Below are 17,440 nucleotides of genomic sequence, written 5' to 3' on the forward strand. Positions count from 1 at the left end.
GGTACCTCAGCTTCCTGCAGAGCCGGGCCATGCTCGGCTGCGTTGTGCGGATGCAACCGAGCATGGCCCGGCTCTACACGCTGGCTTGCTCCATCCACGCCTGCAGCCGTGCCACCTGCGCCGCGTCCAGCCGCAACCCCAGCTTGCTCCGCCGCCACAGCACGTCCTCGGCATTCGAGGCCCATTCGTGCTCACGCAGGAAAGCGACTTCCCGCGCGTGCAGGCCGCCGCCAAAGTCTTCGCCAAGATCGTTCACACCCTGCAGGCCATGCAGCAGCTCCGCGCTGCGGCTGCCGTAGGCGTCGGCCCAGCGGCGTGCCATTTCCTCGGGCAACCACGGTGCCAGCAACTGCAGGCGCGAGCACGCCTGCGTGGCGTCGCCCCAGTCGCTGCCAGGCAGCGGGTCTCCGCCTGCCGTCCACGCCGGGCCCATCTGCGGCAGCGCCGGCCGCAGCAGCTCCAGCGCTTCCTCGGCCAGCACCCGGTAGGTGGTGAGCTTGCCTCCCAGCACGTGCAGCGCCGGTGCCGGGTGGGACTGCAACTGCAGGCGGTAATCACGGCTGAGTCGTGCCGCACGCGGATCGGGATCGGCCAGCAACGGGCGTACGCCAGCGAACCGCCAGGCCACCTCCTCCGCTGCGATGGGATCACGCAGGTAGCGATTGGCCGCATCACACAGGTACGTCACCTCCGCAGGGAGCACGCTGCAGCGCGCCGGGTCACCGCGATAGTCGGTGTCGGTGGTGCCGACCAGCAGGTGGTCGTGGGCGAAGGGCAGAAGGAACACCACGCGCCCATCGGGCTGCTGCAGCAGGCAGGCGCTGTCGCTGGGCCAGGGGCGGCGCAGCACGATGTGGCTGCCCTGCACCAGGCGCAGCGCGGGGCCATCGCCGCGCCCCTGCATCTGTTCCAGCAGGCCGCCGGCCCACGGACCAGCCGCATTGGCAACGGCGCGCGCAGTCACCGGGTGCGGCTGGCCATCGGCGGATTCCAGAACGGCCTGCCATCGGCCGTGAACGGGGCGCAGGTCGATGCAGCGGCTGCGGACCCGCACCTGTGCGCCGCGCTGCGCGGCATCCAGGGCGTTGAGCAGCACCAGCCGCGCGTCATCGACCTGCGCATCGGCGTAGCTGAAGCCGATGCGCAGCGAGGGGGAGAGCCAGCGACCCAGCGGATCGCGTTGCAGGTCCAGTGCGTGCGATGCGGGAAACGCAGGGCTGCGCCGGCCCAGATGGTCGTACAGCCACAGTCCCGCGCGCAGCATCCAGCGCGGGCGCAGGTGCGGTTCCCAGGGCAGGACGAAACGCAGAGGATGGACCAGGTGAGGGGCTTGCCGGCGTACCGTCTCACGCTCACCCAGCGCTTTGCGCACCAGGCCGAATTCGCCCTGTTCGAGGTAGCGAAGGCCGCCGTGGACCAGTTTGCTGCTGGCACTGGAGGTATGCGCGGCCAGGTCATGCTGTTCGCACAGCAGGACGCGCAGTCCGCGTCCGCTGGCATCACGGGCGATGCCGGCGCCGTTGATGCCGCCACCGATCACCAGCAGGTCGACTTCCTCCATCGCGCCTTCGCACCCTGTTTGTCTAGAGCCGAGCCCATGCTCGGCTGCTTTCCCGATAGTCGAGCATGGGCTCGACTCTACAAAAAGGCAGTCGAGCATGGGCTCGACTCTACAAAAAGGCAGTCGAGCATGGGCTCGACTCTACAAAAAGGCAGTCGAGCATGGGCTCGACTCTACAAAAAGGCAGTCGAGCATGGGCTCGACTCTACATAAAAGCAGCCGAGCATGGGCTCGGCTCTACAGGTGGAACGCGGGTGACGGAAACGACGACGGGCCCCGAAGGGCCCGTCGCGTTACATCAGTGAAGCAGGTGCAGCCTGGATCAGAAGCGGGCGCCGATGCCGAAGCCGACGGTCCACGGATCCATCTTGGCTTCGCCGATCTTTTCGCCGCCAACCTTCACGTCCGGGCGGGCGCGCATGTAGCGGGCGTCGGCACGGGCGAACCAGGTGGAGTTGATGTTCATGTCCACGCCGACGGTACCGATCACGCCCTTGGCATCCTTGAAGCGGATGTCGGTGTCAGCGCCGTTGCCCAGCTTCTCGTTGCTGAAGCTCGACTGGTAGTAGCCCACGCCCACGAACGGGCGGAACACGTTGTCAGCCTGGCCGAAGTGGTACTGGCCGCTCAGCGCGACCGGCTGCTGCTCGACCGAGCCCAGGCGGGCGTTGTTCGGGCCCTTGAACTTGTTTTCGAACTTGTCGGCAGCGCCCCACAGTTCAACGGCCCAGTTATCGTTGATGTAGTAGCTGAAGCTGACGGTCGGCGCCGGGCCGCCATCGGTCTTCTTCACGCCGGTGATCGGGTCGTTCTTCGGTTCCAGCAGCGAGATGCCGCCAACCACGGCAAAATGCTTGCCCGAGGCAGTGTCGGTGCTGCTGCTGTCCTGGGCGAAAGCGGCCGGTGCAAAGGCGGCGGAGGTCAGCAGGGCGAGACTCAGGATACGGATGGAGCGCATGGGGGTATCTCCTAATGTTTCTTGTTTTGGGCCCCCGGTTGCGGGGCGAGCACACCGTAGTCGCCCCAACATGAATCGAATCCGACGCACGTTAAAAAATAGTTCTCCTTGTTCAGCGACGGGTGCGGAATGCCTGTATTCATGGGGTTTTCGGCCCTCGCTGACATTCATGCAGTTGGAGAAGATGTGAGCGAAGCAACGTTGTGCATTGGCCTGCAAGCGCAGGTGAACGTGCAGTGCCGCGTGCTGCTGCTGGGCTCGATGCCAGGCGTGGCGTCGCTGCAGGAGCAGCGCTACTACGCGCATCCGCGCAACCGTTTCTGGCCGTTGATGGCCGATATCTGTGGCTTCAGTGCGGATCTGCCCTATGCAGCGCGGCTGCAGGCGTTGAACGCCGCAGGCATCGGCCTGTGGGATGTGATCGGCCGCTGTGAGCGCCGGGGCAGTCTGGATGCGGACATCGTGCGTGGCACGGAAGTGGCCAATGCACTGCCGGAACTGATCGCCGCGTTGCCCGAGCTGAAGCTGGTCGGCTGCAATGGCGCCGCGTCAGCGCAGGCATTCCAGCGTTGGGTGCTGCCACGGTTGGAGGCCCCGCCGAAACGGGTGGTACTGCCGTCGACCAGCCCGGCCAATGCGGCCTGGTCGCTGCCGCGCCTGCGCCAGGCCTGGCAGCCGGTGGCAGACGCACTGGCGACATGAAGCGGACATCGTAGGGACAATACGCTACCGACTGGTGGCAGGCGCAACCCATGGGCAACAGCGTGTCCCGGCTGCGTGCGTACTGAAAACACCTGTAACGGTTGGCGCTGGACCCCGCTGGCCGCACAATAGACGTTTCCCTACACCAGATTGCCGGAGTTATCCCCATGGCCGAAATCAAGGAAGCACTTGTCCCCGATATCGGTGACTACAGCGATATCCCGGTAATCGAGGTGCTTGTCGCCGTCGGCGACACGGTCAAGAAGGACCAGGGGCTGGTGACGCTGGAAAGCGACAAGGCGACCATGGAAGTGCCGTCCTCGGTGGCTGGCGTGGTCAAGGAGCTGAAGGTCAAGGTGGGCGACAGCCTGTCCGAAGGCAAGGTCGTGGCCCTGATCGAAGTGGCTGAAGGCGAAGCGGAAGCCGCCAAGCCGGCGGCTGCCGCGCCGGCGCCGGCCAAGGCCGCTGCCCCGGCTGCCGCTACCCAGAGCGCGCCGGCCCCGGCCGCAGCTGCCCCGGCTGCCAGCGGTGGTGCCGTTGAAGCGCTGGTGCCGGACATCGGCGACTACGCCGGCATTCCGGTCATCGAAGTCCTGGTCGCCGTTGGCGACACGGTCAAGAAGGACCAGGGCCTGGTCACGCTGGAAAGCGACAAGGCCACCATGGAAGTGCCGTCCTCGGTGGCCGGTGTGGTCAAGGAGATCAAGGTCAAGGTCGGCGACAACCTGTCGCAGGGCGATGTGGTTGCGATCATCGAGGCCGAGGGCGCTGCCGCGCCGGCACCGACCAAGGCCGCCGCTGCCGCCGCGCCTGCAGCCGCTGAGACAGCCACCAAGGTCGAGCCGGTCGCCGTGCCGGCGCAGCCGGACAAGCTGGCTGCCCGCGAGATCGCCTCGGCCGGTACCCCGTCCAGCCCGCCGGTGCAGTTCAACGCTGATCGCGTGCTGCCGGCCAAGGTGCCGTATGCCACCCCGGCGGTGCGTGTGTTCGCCCGCGAACTGGGCGTGGACCTGCTGCAGATCAACGGCACCGAGAAGGGCGGCCGCATCACCAAGGCTGACGTGCAGAAGTTCGTCAAGGCCGCGCTCAGCGGTGGCGTGCCGGCTGCCGGCGGTGCTGCCGTCGCTGCCGGTGGTGGCCTGAACCTGCTGCCGTGGCCGAAGGTCGACTTCAGCAAGTTCGGCGAGACCGAAGTCCAGCCGCTGTCGCGCATCAAGAAGATCTCCGGCGCGAACCTGGCCCGCAACTGGGCGATGATCCCGCACGTCACCCAGTTCGACCAGGCCGACATCACCGACCTGGAAGCGCTGCGCGTGGCGCTGAACAAGGAGAACGAGAAGGCCGGCATCAAGCTGACCATGCTTGCTTTCCTGATCAAGGCCAGCGCCGCGGCGCTGAAGAAGTTCCCGGAATTCAACGCCTCGCTCGATGCCAGCGGCGAAAACCTGACCCTGAAGAAGTACTTCCACATCGGCTTCGCCGCCGACACGCCGAACGGCCTGGTCGTGCCGGTGATCCGCGACGTGGACAAGAAGGGCGTGGTGCAGATCGCGCAGGAAACCGGCGAACTGGCCAAGAAGGCGCGCGACGGCAAGCTCGGCCCGGCCGACATGAGCGGCGGCTGCTTCTCGATCAGCTCGCTGGGCGGCATCGGTGGCACCGCGTTCACCCCGATCGTCAATGCACCGGAAGTGGCCATCCTCGGTGTCTCCAAGTCGTCCATCCAGCCGGTCTGGAACGGCAAGGAATTCGCACCGAAGCTGATGCTGCCGCTGTCGCTGAGCTACGACCACCGCGTCATCGACGGCGCCCTGGCCGCGCGCTTCACCACGTACCTGTCCCAGGTACTGGCCGACATGCGCCGCGTGCTGCTGTAAAGCACCGCTTCGCCCCCACCGTGCGGCCGCAGCCCCTGGCGCGGCCGCGTGAACAGATGCAGTGACAGCCCACCGGCCATGCCGGTCGGGCACGAGGAAAACCCACCATGGCCACGATTGAAGTCAAGGTTCCCGACATCGGCGATTACAGCGATGTGCCGGTGATCGAAGTGTTGGTCGCCGTCGGCGACACGGTGAAGAAGGATCAGGGTCTGGTGACCCTGGAATCGGACAAGGCCACCCTGGAAGTGCCGTCCTCGGCTGCCGGCGTGGTCAAGGAAATCAAGGTCAAGCTGGGCGACACCCTGTCCGAAGGCGCCGTGGTCGTGGTGCTGGACGCTGAAGGCGCCGCCGAAGCCCCGGCCAAGGCCGCTGCGCCGACTCCGGCTGCGGCCGCTCCGGCCAGCAAGCCGCCGGTGACCCCATCGCACCGCGCCCCGGCTGAACCGGCTGCGCCGAAGCCGGCGCTGTCCAGCGGCAAGCCGGCCGACATCGAATGCGAAATGGTCGTGCTGGGCTCCGGCCCGGGCGGCTACACCGCCGCCTTCCGCGCCGCCGACGTCGGCCTGGATACGGTGCTGGTCGAGCGCTACGCCAGCCTCGGCGGCGTCTGCCTCAACGTCGGTTGCATTCCGTCCAAGGCGCTGCTGCACGCTGCTGCGGTAATCGACGAAGTGGCCCATGCCGGTGATTTCGGCGTCGAGTTCGGCAAGCCGACCATCACCCTGGACAAGCTGCGCCAGTACAAGGAAAAGGTCGTCAACCAGCTGACCAAGGGCCTGGCCGGCATGGCCAAGCAGCGCAAGGTCCGCAACGTGCAGGGCGTCGGCAGGTTCATCTCGGCCAACGAGATGGAGATCACCGCCGCTGACGGCGGCACCCAGCTGCTGCGCTTCCAGAAGTGCATCATCGCTGCCGGTTCGCAGGCGGTGAAGCTGCCGAACTTCCCGTGGGACGACGCGCGCGTGATGGACTCCACCGATGCGCTGGAGCTGGCCGAAGTGCCGGGCTCGCTGCTGGTCGTCGGCGGCGGCATCATCGGCCTGGAAATGGCCACCGTGTACAGCGCGCTGGGCAGCAAGGTCACTGTGGTCGAGTTCATGGACCAGCTGATGCCGGGCGCCGACAAGGACCTGGTCAAGCCGCTGGCCGATCGCCTGAAGAAGCAGGGCATCGAAGTCCACCTGAAGACCAAGGCCTCGGGCGTCACCGCCGATGCCAAGGGCATCACCGTGACCTTTGAAGCTGCCGAGGAAGGCCAGGCGCCTGCGCTGGCGCAGGGCACCTTCGACCGCGTGCTGGTGGCCGTCGGGCGTTCGCCGAACGGCAAGAAGATCGATGCCGAGAAGGCCGGCGTGCAGGTCACCGAGCGTGGCTTCATCCCGGTGGATCGCCAGATGCGCACCAACGTGCCGCACATCTTTGCCATCGGCGACATCGTCGGCAACCCGATGCTGGCCCACAAGGCCACGCACGAAGGCAAGCTGGCCGCCGAAGTGGCTGCCGGCCACAAGAAGGAGTGGGTGGCCCGTGTGATTCCGTCGGTGGCCTACACCAACCCGGAAATCGCCTGGGTCGGCGTGACCGAGACCGAAGCCAAGGCCAAGGGCCTGAAGGTCGGCGTGGCCAAGTTCCCGTGGGCTGCCAGTGGCCGCGCGATCGGCATCGGCCGTACCGAGGGCTTCACCAAGCTGATCTTCGACGAAGAGACCCACCGCATCATCGGTGGTGCGATCGTTGGCGTGCATGCCGGTGACCTGCTGGCCGAGATCGGCCTGGCCATCGAGATGGGTGCGGAAGCCGAAGATATCGGCCACACCATCCACGCGCACCCGACGCTTAGCGAGTCGGTGGCGATGGCCTCGGAAATCTACGACGGCACGATCACCGATCTGTACATGCCGAAGAAGAAGTAAGGCGCCCGCGCGATGGAGTCGAAAAACCCGGCGAAAGCCGGGTTTTTTTGTGGGTCTGCTGCTTGCCAGCGGCCCGCTTGCGGAGCAGTGTCGCATCAGGCCTCTCCGAGATGGGCACGTGTGCGTTGGCGCGGTGCGGTTCGGGCGGCGGGGTTCGCGCTGGGCGTCCATTCATATCGCGGCGCGCCGGGACGGGGCTTGGCATAAGCGGCACGTGATGTCGCATTGCGCGCGCTGTCGACATCATCCGACGCGCTGGGCCTCATTCTTGTTCGGCGCGTTCATGGCCCCGGTGGCGCCGGGTGGTGCCAGTGGATGCGCGGCGCTGTGGCTATCCTGCTCCGATCGCCATCCTTTCCCTGGAGCCATTGCCGCAATGGAACACCCTGCTTCTCCGCCGACCGGCACGCTGATCAAGATCTATCGGTACAGCCAGGTATTCATCTATTTCCTGATGGCGTCCGGCGTTGCCACGCTGCTGCTGGCGGCCTTCCTGTTCTCCGTCAGGAGCAAGGCGTCTGCTGATGGGCAGTCGGCCATTCTCTGGGCCGTTGCACTGCTCGTGGCGATCGGCTGTGGCTTCTTCGCGGTGGTGCCCTGGCAGAGGCGGCTGCGCGCAGCACGTCATGAAGTATATGAGCGCGGTCTTGTCCAGGTGATCGGGTCGCAGCGCAGCTATGTGGCGTTTGCCGAGATGGAGGATGTGTACCTCTTCAGCTCGGGGCAGACCGTCCTTACCGGGTTGATGAGCAATCTGGCCTACCGGCGTGACAGTACCGATCCCTTCCGCTGGTCCAACGACAGCCTCAAGCGGTTCTACGAATTCCAGCAGCTCGTACGCGAACTGCACGTACGGGAGCGACTGCCGGTGATGATCGCGGCCCTGCAAGCCGGTGAAACCGTCACCTTCAACTATGTCCCCACGGGCGAAGTGTGGAAGAAGCGGGTCTCGGGTCGGTTCCTCGAGGTATCCACGCGTCCCATCACGCTCAGCCGGGATTGCCTGCAGGTGGAAGGCCGCACCGTGCCGACCTCCACCCTGCGCGACGTTGATGTTGGTACGTGGACGCAGAACGTCACGCTGAACGACGCCACGGGCAGCACGGTGTTCTCCACCATGGGCGTGGGCATCCTCAGCTTCGACCTTTTCCTGGAGACGGTCAGCTGGCTGGTGCAGGACGCGCAGCGCTAGGCAGGGTCCCGTAGAAAACAAAAAAGCGCGGCCCCGATGTTCCGGAGGCCGCGCCAGGAGAGAGAGTGCCGTGGAAGGGGCGGGTGTCAGAACACGAAGCTGATACCGGCCACCGGGCCCTTGAATTCCTGCTTCAGGCCGATGGTGCCATCGCTGCCCTTCTTGTCCGCATCAAGCTTGAACCAGTCGTAGCCGGCGAACACGCCGAAGTTCCTGGTGAAGCGGTAGTCGACGATGGCGTTGGCGCGGCTCAGGTCGCCCTTGTAGTCATCGAAGCTGCCCCAGCGCGTGTTGAGGTACTGGCCCTGCAGGGTGATCATCCACTTCTCGGACGGGGTGAAGCTCAAGCGTGCACCGACCACCGGCGCCACGCCGTCGGTCTTCTCGTTGAGGAACTGGCCTTCATAGACAGTGCCCAGATCGGCGTAGGCCTTGGTGCTGACCTTGGCGTACTCGGCACCCAGCTGCAGGCCGAGGTCGAAGGTGTCGGTGTCCACCACCGAGTAGTCGTAGACCAGGCTGGCCACCTGGTACTTCAGCTCGCCCTTGACGAAGCTGCCGGACGGCACGCTGACGTCACCGAAGGAGATGTCCTGGCCGAGGGTCTCGCGGCGGTCCTTGTCGTACTTGAAGTAGTTGAACAGCAGGCGCTGGCGGTTGCTGATGCGGAACATGCCGTCAATGCGCGGCTCCCACTCCTTGCCACCCAGCTTGAAGTCCTCGGAGAAACCGATGTCCTGGCCGGCCACGTTGGTGTTGCCGCGGAGCGTGTTGTCCGAGTCGATATTCATCGCACCCAGGCGCAGGGCAAAACGGTCGTCGCCTTCGGCGGCGTGGGCGGCATTGGCGAACGAGGCGCCGGCAGCGAGCAGGGAAAGGGCGAGCAGGGTGGGTACGGGGCGCATCGAAGAGTCCTTGCAGTGGTTCATCAGAATGAAGACCACTGTGCGGGACAGGCCCGTCCACCATCCGTGAACGTATGGTCCACGGCGTGTGCACGGTTCAGCGCTGTCGCGACGATGCAAAAAGATGGCCCCGGAGCCGGGCTTCGGGGCCATCGTGGGACCTGCGGGGTGGAGCCGACGAGGATGCTGCAGGCAGGTCGAGTAATCGGACCGGCGCATCCGGTGAAAGTTCCGTCGACTGCGACCAAAGTTTAATACTGCGGTGCAACATCGTGCGGACGTCATTGTCCCCCCGGTGGTACGCAAAAATGTAACCGTTACCGCAACTTGCGCCTTCCCGGGATGAACAGGCAGCGGTTGTCTCGCAAATTGTCCCATTGCTATAATTTGGCGGCTCGATGAGGCCCCCCCTGCTGTAGCCGCCTCAACCCTCCACATGCAACCACGCGGGACGTCCTGTGCTGAACTCCGTTGACGCGGGTCGGCGACTGATGCTGCGCGCCGCGGTCTACCCGCTGGCCGCGGTCGCTGTCCTGGCCCTGGCCTTCCTGCTGGTGGGTCCGAAATATGCCCTCGGCGCGCTGGCGTCTGGTGTGGCCATTTCGGCCGGTGGCTGGGTTGCAGCACGGATGGCGCTGGGCGGAGGTGCGGTGGCCGCAGGATCGGCGATGGCTCGCCTGATCATTGCGATCGTGGCCAAGTGGGTCGTGGTTTTCGGCGTCCTGCTGGTGGGGTTCCTGGTCTTCAAGCTGCCTGCGTTGGCGCTGTTGGCCGGTATCGCCGTCGGCTTGATGTTCCAGGTCCTGGCCATGGCCAGGCGTTGACAGAATTCAATTAACTGAAGGTTCCGGACACATGGCGGGCGAGGCTCTAACCCCTACCAGCTACATCCAGCATCACCTGCACAACCTGACCGCGCCGGTCGGCAAGGGTGAGGGTATGTTCTGGCATATCCACGTCGATACCTTCCTCACCGCCGTCCTGATGGGCCTGGTGATCGTGGTCGCGTTCTGGCTGGGGACCCGCAAGGCCACCGCCGGCGTGCCGGGCAAGTGGCAGGCCTTCGTCGAGATCTGCCTGGAGTTCGTCGACCGCCAGGCCAAGGACACCTACCACGGCAAGAGCAAGCTGGTCACGCCGATCGCCATCACGATCTTCTTCTGGATTCTGCTGATGAATCTGCTGAAGATGATCCCGGCCGATTTCATCGCCAAGCCGCTGGAATGGGCGGGCGTGCACTACTGGAAGCCGGTCCCGACCGCTGACGTCAACGCCACCCTGGGCATGGCCATCAGCGTGTTCTTCCTGATGCTGTTCTTCGCGCTCAAGTCCAAGGGCCTGGGCGGCTTCATCAAGGAATTCCTGACGGCGCCGTTCGGCAAGTGGATGATGCCGTTCAACCTGATCCTCAACATCGTCGAGTGGCTGAGCAAGCCGATCTCGCTGGCGATGCGACTGTTCGGCAACATGTTCGGCGGCGAAATCGTGTTCCTGCTGATCTGGGTGCTGGGTGGTGCCGGTTTCTTCGGTGCCATTGCCGGTGGTGTGTTCGGCCTCGGCTGGATGCTGTTCCACCTGCTGGTGATCCCGCTGCAGGCCTTCATCTTCATGATGCTGTCGATCGTGTACCTGAGCCTGTCGGAAGACGCTCACTGAGTTTCAAGCTTCAACGCGTTTCAACCTTCATCCGTTTCATCACCCTTAGCAACTTAAGTTCCTGGAGATAACCATGTACTTCGCCGTCCTGACCAACTTCGCGCAGATTCAGAGCTCCACCGCCCTTGCCGTCGGCATCATGATCGGCCTGGCCGCGCTGGGCGCCGGTCTGGGTCTGGCCATCATGGCTGGTAAGTTCCTGGAGTCGGCCGCCCGCCAGCCGGAACTGATCCCGGTCCTGCAGGTCCGCATGTTCATCACCGCCGGCCTGATCGACGCCGCGTTCATCATCTCGGTCGCCGTTGGCCTGCTGCTGGCCTTCGCCAACCCGCTGTCGGCTGCCTTCGCTGGCGCCGTCACCAAGGCTCTGGCCGGCTGATACAGCGGTTTGAGACGACCGGGTGCTGATGCACCCGGTTTCGGATGAAGGCCGGATGTGCCGCTACGGCGGCGCGTCCACCCCGAAACCAGCGATCGAGCTAACCATGAATATCAATTTCACCCTTCTTGCGCAGGCGCTGGCCTTCGCTGGTCTGATCTGGATCATCGCGACCAAGATCTGGCCGCCGCTGATGAACGCGATCGAGGAGCGCCAGCAGAAGATTGCTGAGGGCCTCGCTGCTGCCGACCGCAGCCAGAAAGATCTGGCCCAGGCGCAGGAGAAGGTCAACGAAGCGCTGAAGGAAGCCCGCACCAAGGCCAACGAGATCATCGATCAGGCCCACGCGCGTGCCAACCAGATCGTTGATGCTGCCCGTAACGAAGCGATCACCGAAGCCACCCGTCAGAAGGAACTGGCCCAGGCTGAAATCGACGCCGCCGCCAACCGTGCCCGTGAAGATCTGCGCAAGCAGGTGTCCGCGCTGGCCGTGACCGGTGCCGAAAAGCTGCTCAAGCGCGAAATCGATGCCAACGCCCACAAGGCGCTGCTCGACGAGCTGGCCTCGGAGATCTAAGGATGAGCCAGGCCCTCACGCTTGCCCGCCCGTACGCCCGCGCCGCGTTCGCGACCGCGCGCGACGAAGGCGCGTTCGCGCCGTGGTCGGACGCCCTGGCGTTCTCCGCCCACGTCGCCGCCGACCCGCGCGTGGCGGCCCTGCTCGCCAACCCGGAGCTGGGTCGTGACGACGCCGTCGCCCTGCTGGCGCCGGTGTCGCACGGCGAGACCTACTCGCGCTTCCTGGCCGTCCTGGCCGAGTCGCACCGTCTGCCGCTGCTGCCGGAAATCGCCGGCATGTTCGACGCCCTGCGCGCCGAAGCCGAGCACGTGGTCAAGGCCACCGTCACCTCGGCCGCCGAACTGTCGGCCGCTGAGCTGGATGCGATCAAGGTCGCGCTGCGCAAGCGCTTCAACCGCGAGGTCGACGTGACCACCGCGGTCGATGCCTCGCTGATCGGCGGCGCCGTGATCGACGCCGGCGACGTGGTCATCGATGGTTCGCTGAAGGGCAAGCTGGCCCGTCTGCAGACCGCGCTCGCTAACTGAATTCATTTAACGTCCGGCCCCGCTGCCGGCACTAGGACTTGACGATGGCAACCACGCTCAACCCCTCCGAAATCAGCGAACTGATCAAGAACCGCATCGAGAAGGTCAAGCTGGCCGCGGAATCGCGCAACGAAGGCACCGTGACCAGCGTGTCCGACGGCATCGTGCGCATCTTCGGTCTGGCCGACGTGATGCAGGGCGAAATGATCGAACTGCCGAACAACACCTTCGCACTGGCCCTGAACCTGGAGCGCGACTCGGTCGGCGCCGTGGTCCTGGGTGACTACGAGCACCTGCGCGAAGGCGACGTCGCCAAGACCACCGGTCGCATCCTGGAAGTGCCGGTCGGTCCGGAACTGCTGGGCCGCGTCGTGAACGCGCTGGGCGAGCCGATCGACGGCAAGGGCCCGCTGGGCACCGACCTGACCGCTCCGGTGGAGCGCGTTGCTCCGGGCGTGATCTGGCGCAAGTCGGTCGACCAGCCGGTGCAGACCGGTTACAAGTCGGTCGACTCGATGATCCCGATCGGCCGTGGCCAGCGCGAGCTGATCATCGGTGACCGCCAGACCGGCAAGACCGCCATGGCGATCGATGCGGTGATCAACCAGAAGGGCACCGGCATCAAGTGCGTGTACGTTGCGATCGGCCAGAAGGCGTCGACCATCGCCAACATCGTGCGCAAGCTGGAAGAGAACGGCGCGCTGGCCCACACCATCGTGGTGGCCGCGACCGCTTCCGAATCGGCTGCCATGCAGTACATCAGCGCCTACTCGGGCTGCACCATGGGTGAGTACTTCATGGACCGCGGTGAAGACGCGCTGATCGTGTACGACGATCTGTCCAAGCAGGCCGTCGCCTACCGCCAGATCTCGCTGCTGCTGAAGCGTCCGCCGGGCCGTGAAGCCTACCCGGGTGACGTGTTCTACCTGCACTCCCGTCTGCTCGAGCGCGCTGCCCGCGTGTCCGAGGAGTACGTCGAGAGGTTCACCGAAGGCAAGGTCACCGGCAAGACCGGTTCGCTGACCGCGCTGCCGATCATCGAAACCCAGGCCGGCGACGTGTCCGCGTTCGTTCCGACCAACGTGATCTCGATCACCGACGGCCAGATCTTCCTGGAAACCGACCTGTTCAACGCCGGCATCCGCCCGGCCGTGAACGCCGGTATCTCGGTGTCGCGCGTCGGTGGCTCGGCCCAGACCAAGATCATCAAGAAGCTGTCGGGCGGTATCCGTATCTCGCTGGCCCAGTACCGTGAGCTGGCTGCGTTCGCGCAGTTCGCCTCGGACCTGGACGAAGCGACCCGCAAGCAGCTGGAGCGTGGCCAGCGCGTCACCGAGCTGATGAAGCAGAAGCAGTACGCGCCCATGTCGATCGCCAACCAGGCGCTGTCGATCTACGCCGTCAACGAGGGTTACCTGGACGACGTGCCGGTCAACAAGCTGCTGGCGTTCGAAGAAGGCCTGCACGCCCACTTCGCCAACACCCAGGGCGAGCTGATCAGCAAGGTCAACGCCACCGGCGGTTGGGACAACGACATCGAAGGTGCCTTCAAGAAGGGCATCGCCGAGTTCAAGACCACCGGCAGCTGGTAATCGCGGTCCTGTAGAGCGGAGCCTCCGGCTCCGCTGGACCAGATGACAAACGGTTGAACAACGCGGGGCATCAGCCCCGCGCCACGGGAAACAAGAGATGGCAAGCGGACGCGAAATCAAAACCAAGATCAAGAGCGTGCAGAACACCCGCAAGGTGACGCGCGCCCTGGAAATGGTCTCGGCCTCCAAGATCCGCAAGGCGCAGGATCGGATGAAGACCTCGCGTCCGTACGCGCAGGCGATGAAGCAGGTGATCGGTCATCTGGCCCAGGCCAGCACCGACTACCAGCATCCGTTCCTGGTCGAGCGCGAGCAGGTCAAGCGGGTCGGTTTCATCGTGATCTCCTCCGATCGCGGCCTGGCCGGCGGCCTGAACAACAACCTGTTCCGCAAGATGCTGGGCGAAGCCAAGGCATGGCAGGACAAGGGTGCCGAAGTGGACCTGGTGACCATCGGCCAGAAGGCTTCGACCTTCTTCCGCCGCGTGAAGGTCAACATGGTCGGCAGCGTGACCCACATCGGCGACGTGCCGAAGCTGGAATCGCTGATCGGTGTGATCAAGGTCATGCTCGACGCCTTCACCGAAGGCAAGATCGACCGCGTGTACCTGGTGTACAACCGCTTCGTGAACACCATGGTGCAGAAGGCCAGCTTCGATCAGCTGCTGCCGCTGCCGCCGGCTGAGAAGCAGGTCGCTCACCACGACTGGGATTACCTGTACGAACCCGATGCCGCGACCGTGCTGGAGCACGTGATGACGCGTTACATCGAGTCGCTGGTGTACCAGGCACTGCTGGAAAACGTCGCCTCCGAGCATGCCGCACGCATGGTTGCGATGAAGGCGGCGAGCGACAACGCCAACAAGCTGATCGGCACCCTGCAGCTCGTCTACAACAAGGCGCGCCAGGCAGCGATCACCCAGGAAATCTCCGAAATCGTCGGCGGCGCGGCAGCAGTCTGACCGCGTTCGTTCAAAGCACACATTAGAGGATGCAGCAATGAGTCAGGGCAAGATCGTTCAGATCATCGGCGCGGTCGTCGACGTCGAATTCCCGCGTGAATCGGTGCCGAAGGTGTACGACGCACTGAAGGTGGAAAACACCGAGATCACCCTCGAAGTCCAGCAGCAGCTGGGTGACGGCGTGGTGCGTACCATCGCCCTCGGTTCCACCGACGGCCTGAAGCGCAACCTGGTTGCCGTCAACACCGGCCGTGGCATCTCGGTGCCGGTCGGCGCCGGCACCCTGGGCCGCATCATGGACGTGCTGGGCCGTCCGATCGACGAAGCCGGCCCGGTCGCTGCCAGCGACAACTGGGAAATCCACCGCGCTGCGCCGTCGTATGAAGACCAGTCCCCGGCCACCGAGCTGCTGGAAACCGGCATCAAGGTCATCGACCTGATGTGCCCGTTCGCCAAGGGCGGCAAGGTCGGCCTGTTCGGCGGCGCCGGCGTCGGCAAGACCGTCAACATGATGGAGCTGATCAACAACATCGCCAAGGCGCACAGCGGCCTGTCCGTGTTCGCCGGCGTGGGTGAGCGTACCCGTGAGGGCAACGACTTCTACCACGAAATGAAGGACTCCAACGTCCTGGACAAGGTGGCGATGGTGTACGGCCAGATGAACGAGCCGCCGGGCAACCGCCTGCGCGTCGCGCTGACCGGCCTGACCATGGCCGAGTACTTCCGCGACGAGAAGGACGAAAACGGCAAGGGCAAGGACGTCCTGCTGTTCGTCGACAACATCTACCGCTACACCCTGGCCGGTACCGAAGTGTCGGCACTGCTGGGCCGTATGCCGTCCGCGGTGGGTTACCAGCCGACCCTGGCCGAGGAAATGGGCGTCCTGCAGGAGCGCATCACCTCGACCAAGAACGGCTCGATCACCTCGATCCAGGCCGTCTACGTTCCCGCGGACGACCTGACCGACCCGTCGCCGGCGACCACCTTCGCCCACCTGGACTCGACCGTCACCCTGTCGCGTTCGATCGCCTCGCTGGGTATCTACCCGGCCGTCGATCCGCTGGACTCCACCAGCCGCCAGATGGACCCGCTGGTCATCGGCCACGAGCACTACGACACCGCCCAGCGCGTCCAGCAGACCCTGCAGAAGTACAAGGAACTGAAGGACATCATCGCGATCCTGGGCATGGACGAACTGTCCGAAGAGGACAAGCAGGCCGTGTCGCGCGCCCGTAAGATCGAGCGCTTCTTCAGCCAGCCGTTCCACGTGGCCGAAGTGTTCACCGGTTCGCCGGGCAAGTACGTGCCGCTGAAGGACACCATCCGTGGCTTCAAGGCCATCGTCGATGGCGAGTACGACCACCTGCCGGAGCAGGCGTTCTACATGGTCGGCGGCATCGAAGAAGCGGTCGAGAAGGCCAAGAAGATGGCCGAGAAGGCCTGATCCGGGACGGGCGGGAGCGATCCTGCCCGACCTGACGCCGGCGCCGGGCAACCGCCCGCGCCGGTGGACCCCCACGGTGGCATTGCGCCGCCGCGAACAGCGAAGAGATTTGCATGAGCACGATCCGTTGCGACATCGTCAGCGCCGAGCAGGAAATCTTCCGTGGCGAAGCGACCCTGGTCGTGGCCACCGGTGAGCTGGGCGAACTGGGCATCGCGCCCAAGCACGCGCCGCTGATCACCCGCCTGAAGCCGGGCAAGGTGGTGGTGACCACGCCGAATGGCGAGCAGCTGGATTTCGCCATTTCCGGCGGCATCCTGGAAGTGCAACCGCAGGTGGTGACCGTGCTGGCCGACACCGCGATCCGCGCGCAGGACATCGACGAAGCCTCGGTCCGCAAGGCCAAGGAAGAAGCCGAACGCATCCTGGCCAACCGCGGCGAAGCGATGGAAGTGGCTGAAGCCCAGCAGAAGCTGGCCGAGGCCGTCGTCCAGCTGCAGGCACTGGAACGCCTGCGCAAGAATCTCAAGCACTGAGGTTCGCGCTGCACCCACGAGAACGCCGGCCCTGTGCCGGCGTTTTTGTTTGTGCTGGCGGGGCAGCGCCGACCGGGTAGAGTCGACGGGGTAGAGTCGACTGTTAGTCGACTACCGCGCGCAGCGCGGGATTTTCGCGGCCTGATGGAAGAGCAGTCGACTGACAGTCGACTCTACCGATGCCGATGCCGATCCCGATCCCGATCCCGATCCCGATCCCGATCCGGCGTCCCGGATCCCGCCCTGTCTCAGCGATACACCACGTAGCGCATCAACAGGAACGAGACGCAGGCCAGCCCGCCTTCCACCAGCGGCTTGGCCAGCCACGTGTACTGCAGGCCCAGCGCCTGGTCGACCAGGCTGACCAGCAGCGTGCTCGCTGCGGTCAGCAGCAGCCACAGCCCGAAGAAGCGTGCAAAGCGCTTCCATCCCAGCTTGCGGGTGCCGGCCTCGGCAAAGGTGTAGCGGCCGTTGAGCCAGAAGCCCAGCAGCATGCCGGCCAAGCGACCGGTGATATTGGCCGGCGCGACCGGCATGCCCAGCGCACTGGCGGCCACGAACACCAGCCAATCGACCAGCAGCTGCACGAGCCCGATGACGAGATAGGTGCTTCCCTGGCGGACGAGGCCCATCAGCGTGGTGAAGGAGGCGGGA

Annotated in this window: 17 protein-coding genes; 13 read left to right on the plus strand and 4 right to left on the minus strand. The window is 65.1% G+C overall.

The window, feature by feature from the left end; translation table 11 throughout:
- Positions 1-73 precede the first annotated feature (73 nt).
- Positions 74-1,561 carry a glycerol-3-phosphate dehydrogenase gene (gene glpD, locus AC5P65_RS02285; RefSeq protein ID WP_111099186.1) on the minus strand — a complete coding sequence of 496 codons (1,488 nt, stop codon included), beginning with the start codon at positions 1,559-1,561 and terminating at the stop codon, positions 74-76.
- A 322-nt stretch (positions 1,562-1,883) separates the two neighbouring features.
- A complete protein-coding gene (locus tag AC5P65_RS02290) occupies positions 1,884-2,519 on the minus strand; it encodes an OmpW/AlkL family protein (protein WP_019660737.1) in 636 nt (211 codons plus the stop codon).
- Positions 2,520-2,705: 186 nt separating this feature from the next.
- Here AC5P65_RS02290 and AC5P65_RS02295 point away from each other — a divergent pair, with 186 nt between their 5' ends.
- The 4 genes from AC5P65_RS02295 to AC5P65_RS02310 all read left to right on the plus strand — a co-directional run bounded on the left by AC5P65_RS02295 (position 2,706) and on the right by AC5P65_RS02310 (position 8,206).
- Positions 2,706-3,221, plus strand: a complete 516-nt coding sequence (locus tag AC5P65_RS02295; RefSeq protein ID WP_021203872.1) for a DNA-deoxyinosine glycosylase — start codon at positions 2,706-2,708, stop codon at positions 3,219-3,221.
- Positions 3,222-3,388: 167 nt separating this feature from the next.
- Positions 3,389-5,098, plus strand: a complete 1,710-nt coding sequence (aceF, locus tag AC5P65_RS02300) for a dihydrolipoyllysine-residue acetyltransferase (protein ID WP_021203873.1) — start codon at positions 3,389-3,391, stop codon at positions 5,096-5,098.
- A gap of 107 nt (positions 5,099-5,205) precedes the next feature.
- Positions 5,206-7,014: a dihydrolipoyl dehydrogenase gene (gene lpdA, locus AC5P65_RS02305; protein WP_111098361.1), complete on the plus strand. Its 1,809-nt coding sequence runs from the start codon at positions 5,206-5,208 to the stop codon at positions 7,012-7,014.
- 376 nt (positions 7,015-7,390) lie between these two features.
- Positions 7,391-8,206: a DUF6585 family protein gene (locus AC5P65_RS02310; protein WP_111098360.1), complete on the plus strand. Its 816-nt coding sequence runs from the start codon at positions 7,391-7,393 to the stop codon at positions 8,204-8,206.
- Positions 8,207-8,292: 86 nt separating this feature from the next.
- Here AC5P65_RS02310 and AC5P65_RS02315 read toward each other — a convergent pair whose 3' ends face one another.
- Entirely contained in the window at positions 8,293-9,111 is an 819-nt protein-coding gene (locus AC5P65_RS02315) for a hypothetical protein (RefSeq protein WP_019660733.1), read from the minus strand.
- A gap of 458 nt (positions 9,112-9,569) precedes the next feature.
- On the opposite strand from AC5P65_RS02315, the gene AC5P65_RS02320 reads away from it, so the two are divergent.
- The 9 genes from AC5P65_RS02320 (at position 9,570) to AC5P65_RS02360 (ending at position 16,786) form a co-directional block, all read left to right on the plus strand.
- On the plus strand, positions 9,570-9,935 hold the full coding sequence (locus AC5P65_RS02320) for a hypothetical protein (protein ID WP_014648497.1): 366 nt from the start codon (positions 9,570-9,572) through the stop codon (positions 9,933-9,935).
- Positions 9,936-9,966: 31 nt separating this feature from the next.
- On the plus strand, positions 9,967-10,767 hold the full coding sequence (gene atpB, locus AC5P65_RS02325) for a F0F1 ATP synthase subunit A (protein ID WP_005411134.1): 801 nt from the start codon (positions 9,967-9,969) through the stop codon (positions 10,765-10,767).
- A 73-nt stretch (positions 10,768-10,840) separates the two neighbouring features.
- Positions 10,841-11,146 carry a F0F1 ATP synthase subunit C gene (atpE, locus tag AC5P65_RS02330; RefSeq protein WP_005411133.1) on the plus strand — a complete coding sequence of 102 codons (306 nt, stop codon included), beginning with the start codon at positions 10,841-10,843 and terminating at the stop codon, positions 11,144-11,146.
- 106 nt (positions 11,147-11,252) lie between these two features.
- Positions 11,253-11,723 (plus strand): F0F1 ATP synthase subunit B, encoded by a 471-nt coding sequence (locus tag AC5P65_RS02335; protein WP_005419512.1) that lies wholly within the window; start codon positions 11,253-11,255, stop codon positions 11,721-11,723.
- 2 nt (positions 11,724-11,725) lie between these two features.
- Entirely contained in the window at positions 11,726-12,253 is a 528-nt protein-coding gene (locus tag AC5P65_RS02340; protein WP_019660730.1) for a F0F1 ATP synthase subunit delta, read from the plus strand.
- 44 nt (positions 12,254-12,297) lie between these two features.
- Positions 12,298-13,845, plus strand: a complete 1,548-nt coding sequence (atpA, locus tag AC5P65_RS02345) for a F0F1 ATP synthase subunit alpha (RefSeq protein ID WP_111098359.1) — start codon at positions 12,298-12,300, stop codon at positions 13,843-13,845.
- Positions 13,846-13,942: 97 nt separating this feature from the next.
- Positions 13,943-14,806 (plus strand): F0F1 ATP synthase subunit gamma, encoded by an 864-nt coding sequence (gene atpG, locus AC5P65_RS02350; protein WP_005411129.1) that lies wholly within the window; start codon positions 13,943-13,945, stop codon positions 14,804-14,806.
- A gap of 37 nt (positions 14,807-14,843) precedes the next feature.
- Complete coding sequence (atpD, locus tag AC5P65_RS02355) at positions 14,844-16,250, plus strand: F0F1 ATP synthase subunit beta (RefSeq protein WP_005419510.1); 1,407 nt, start codon at positions 14,844-14,846, stop codon at positions 16,248-16,250.
- Positions 16,251-16,363: 113 nt separating this feature from the next.
- Positions 16,364-16,786 (plus strand): F0F1 ATP synthase subunit epsilon, encoded by a 423-nt coding sequence (locus tag AC5P65_RS02360; protein WP_005419509.1) that lies wholly within the window; start codon positions 16,364-16,366, stop codon positions 16,784-16,786.
- Positions 16,787-17,034: 248 nt separating this feature from the next.
- On the opposite strand, the gene AC5P65_RS02365 is transcribed toward AC5P65_RS02360, so the two are convergent.
- A complete protein-coding gene (locus tag AC5P65_RS02365) occupies positions 17,035-17,418 on the minus strand; it encodes a GtrA family protein (RefSeq protein ID WP_021203877.1) in 384 nt (127 codons plus the stop codon).
- Positions 17,419-17,440 lie beyond the last annotated feature (22 nt).

The organism is Stenotrophomonas sp. YJH_SMC_48-3, from assembly GCF_059369375.1.

Bases quoted from the DNA above. Each gene is read 5' to 3' on its own strand.
- AC5P65_RS02340 (WP_019660730.1), top strand. From the start codon at position 11,726: ATGAGCCAGGCCCTCACGCTTGCCCGCCCGTACGCCCGCGCCGCGTTC.
- atpB (WP_005411134.1), top strand. From the start codon at position 9,967: ATGGCGGGCGAGGCTCTAACCCCTACCAGCTACATCCAGCATCACCTG.
- AC5P65_RS02315 (WP_019660733.1), bottom strand. From the start codon at position 9,111: ATGCGCCCCGTACCCACCCTGCTCGCCCTTTCCCTGCTCGCTGCCGGC.
- atpD (WP_005419510.1), top strand. From the start codon at position 14,844: ATGAGTCAGGGCAAGATCGTTCAGATCATCGGCGCGGTCGTCGACGTC.
- atpG (WP_005411129.1), top strand. From the start codon at position 13,943: ATGGCAAGCGGACGCGAAATCAAAACCAAGATCAAGAGCGTGCAGAAC.
- aceF (WP_021203873.1), top strand. From the start codon at position 3,389: ATGGCCGAAATCAAGGAAGCACTTGTCCCCGATATCGGTGACTACAGC.
- lpdA (WP_111098361.1), top strand. From the start codon at position 5,206: ATGGCCACGATTGAAGTCAAGGTTCCCGACATCGGCGATTACAGCGAT.
- AC5P65_RS02310 (WP_111098360.1), top strand. From the start codon at position 7,391: ATGGAACACCCTGCTTCTCCGCCGACCGGCACGCTGATCAAGATCTAT.
- atpE (WP_005411133.1), top strand. From the start codon at position 10,841: ATGTACTTCGCCGTCCTGACCAACTTCGCGCAGATTCAGAGCTCCACC.
- AC5P65_RS02360 (WP_005419509.1), top strand. From the start codon at position 16,364: ATGAGCACGATCCGTTGCGACATCGTCAGCGCCGAGCAGGAAATCTTC.
- AC5P65_RS02335 (WP_005419512.1), top strand. From the start codon at position 11,253: ATGAATATCAATTTCACCCTTCTTGCGCAGGCGCTGGCCTTCGCTGGT.
- AC5P65_RS02290 (WP_019660737.1), bottom strand. From the start codon at position 2,519: ATGCGCTCCATCCGTATCCTGAGTCTCGCCCTGCTGACCTCCGCCGCC.
- atpA (WP_111098359.1), top strand. From the start codon at position 12,298: ATGGCAACCACGCTCAACCCCTCCGAAATCAGCGAACTGATCAAGAAC.
- glpD (WP_111099186.1), bottom strand. From the start codon at position 1,561: ATGGAGGAAGTCGACCTGCTGGTGATCGGTGGCGGCATCAACGGCGCC.
- AC5P65_RS02365 (WP_021203877.1), bottom strand. From the start codon at position 17,418: ATGGGCCTCGTCCGCCAGGGAAGCACCTATCTCGTCATCGGGCTCGTG.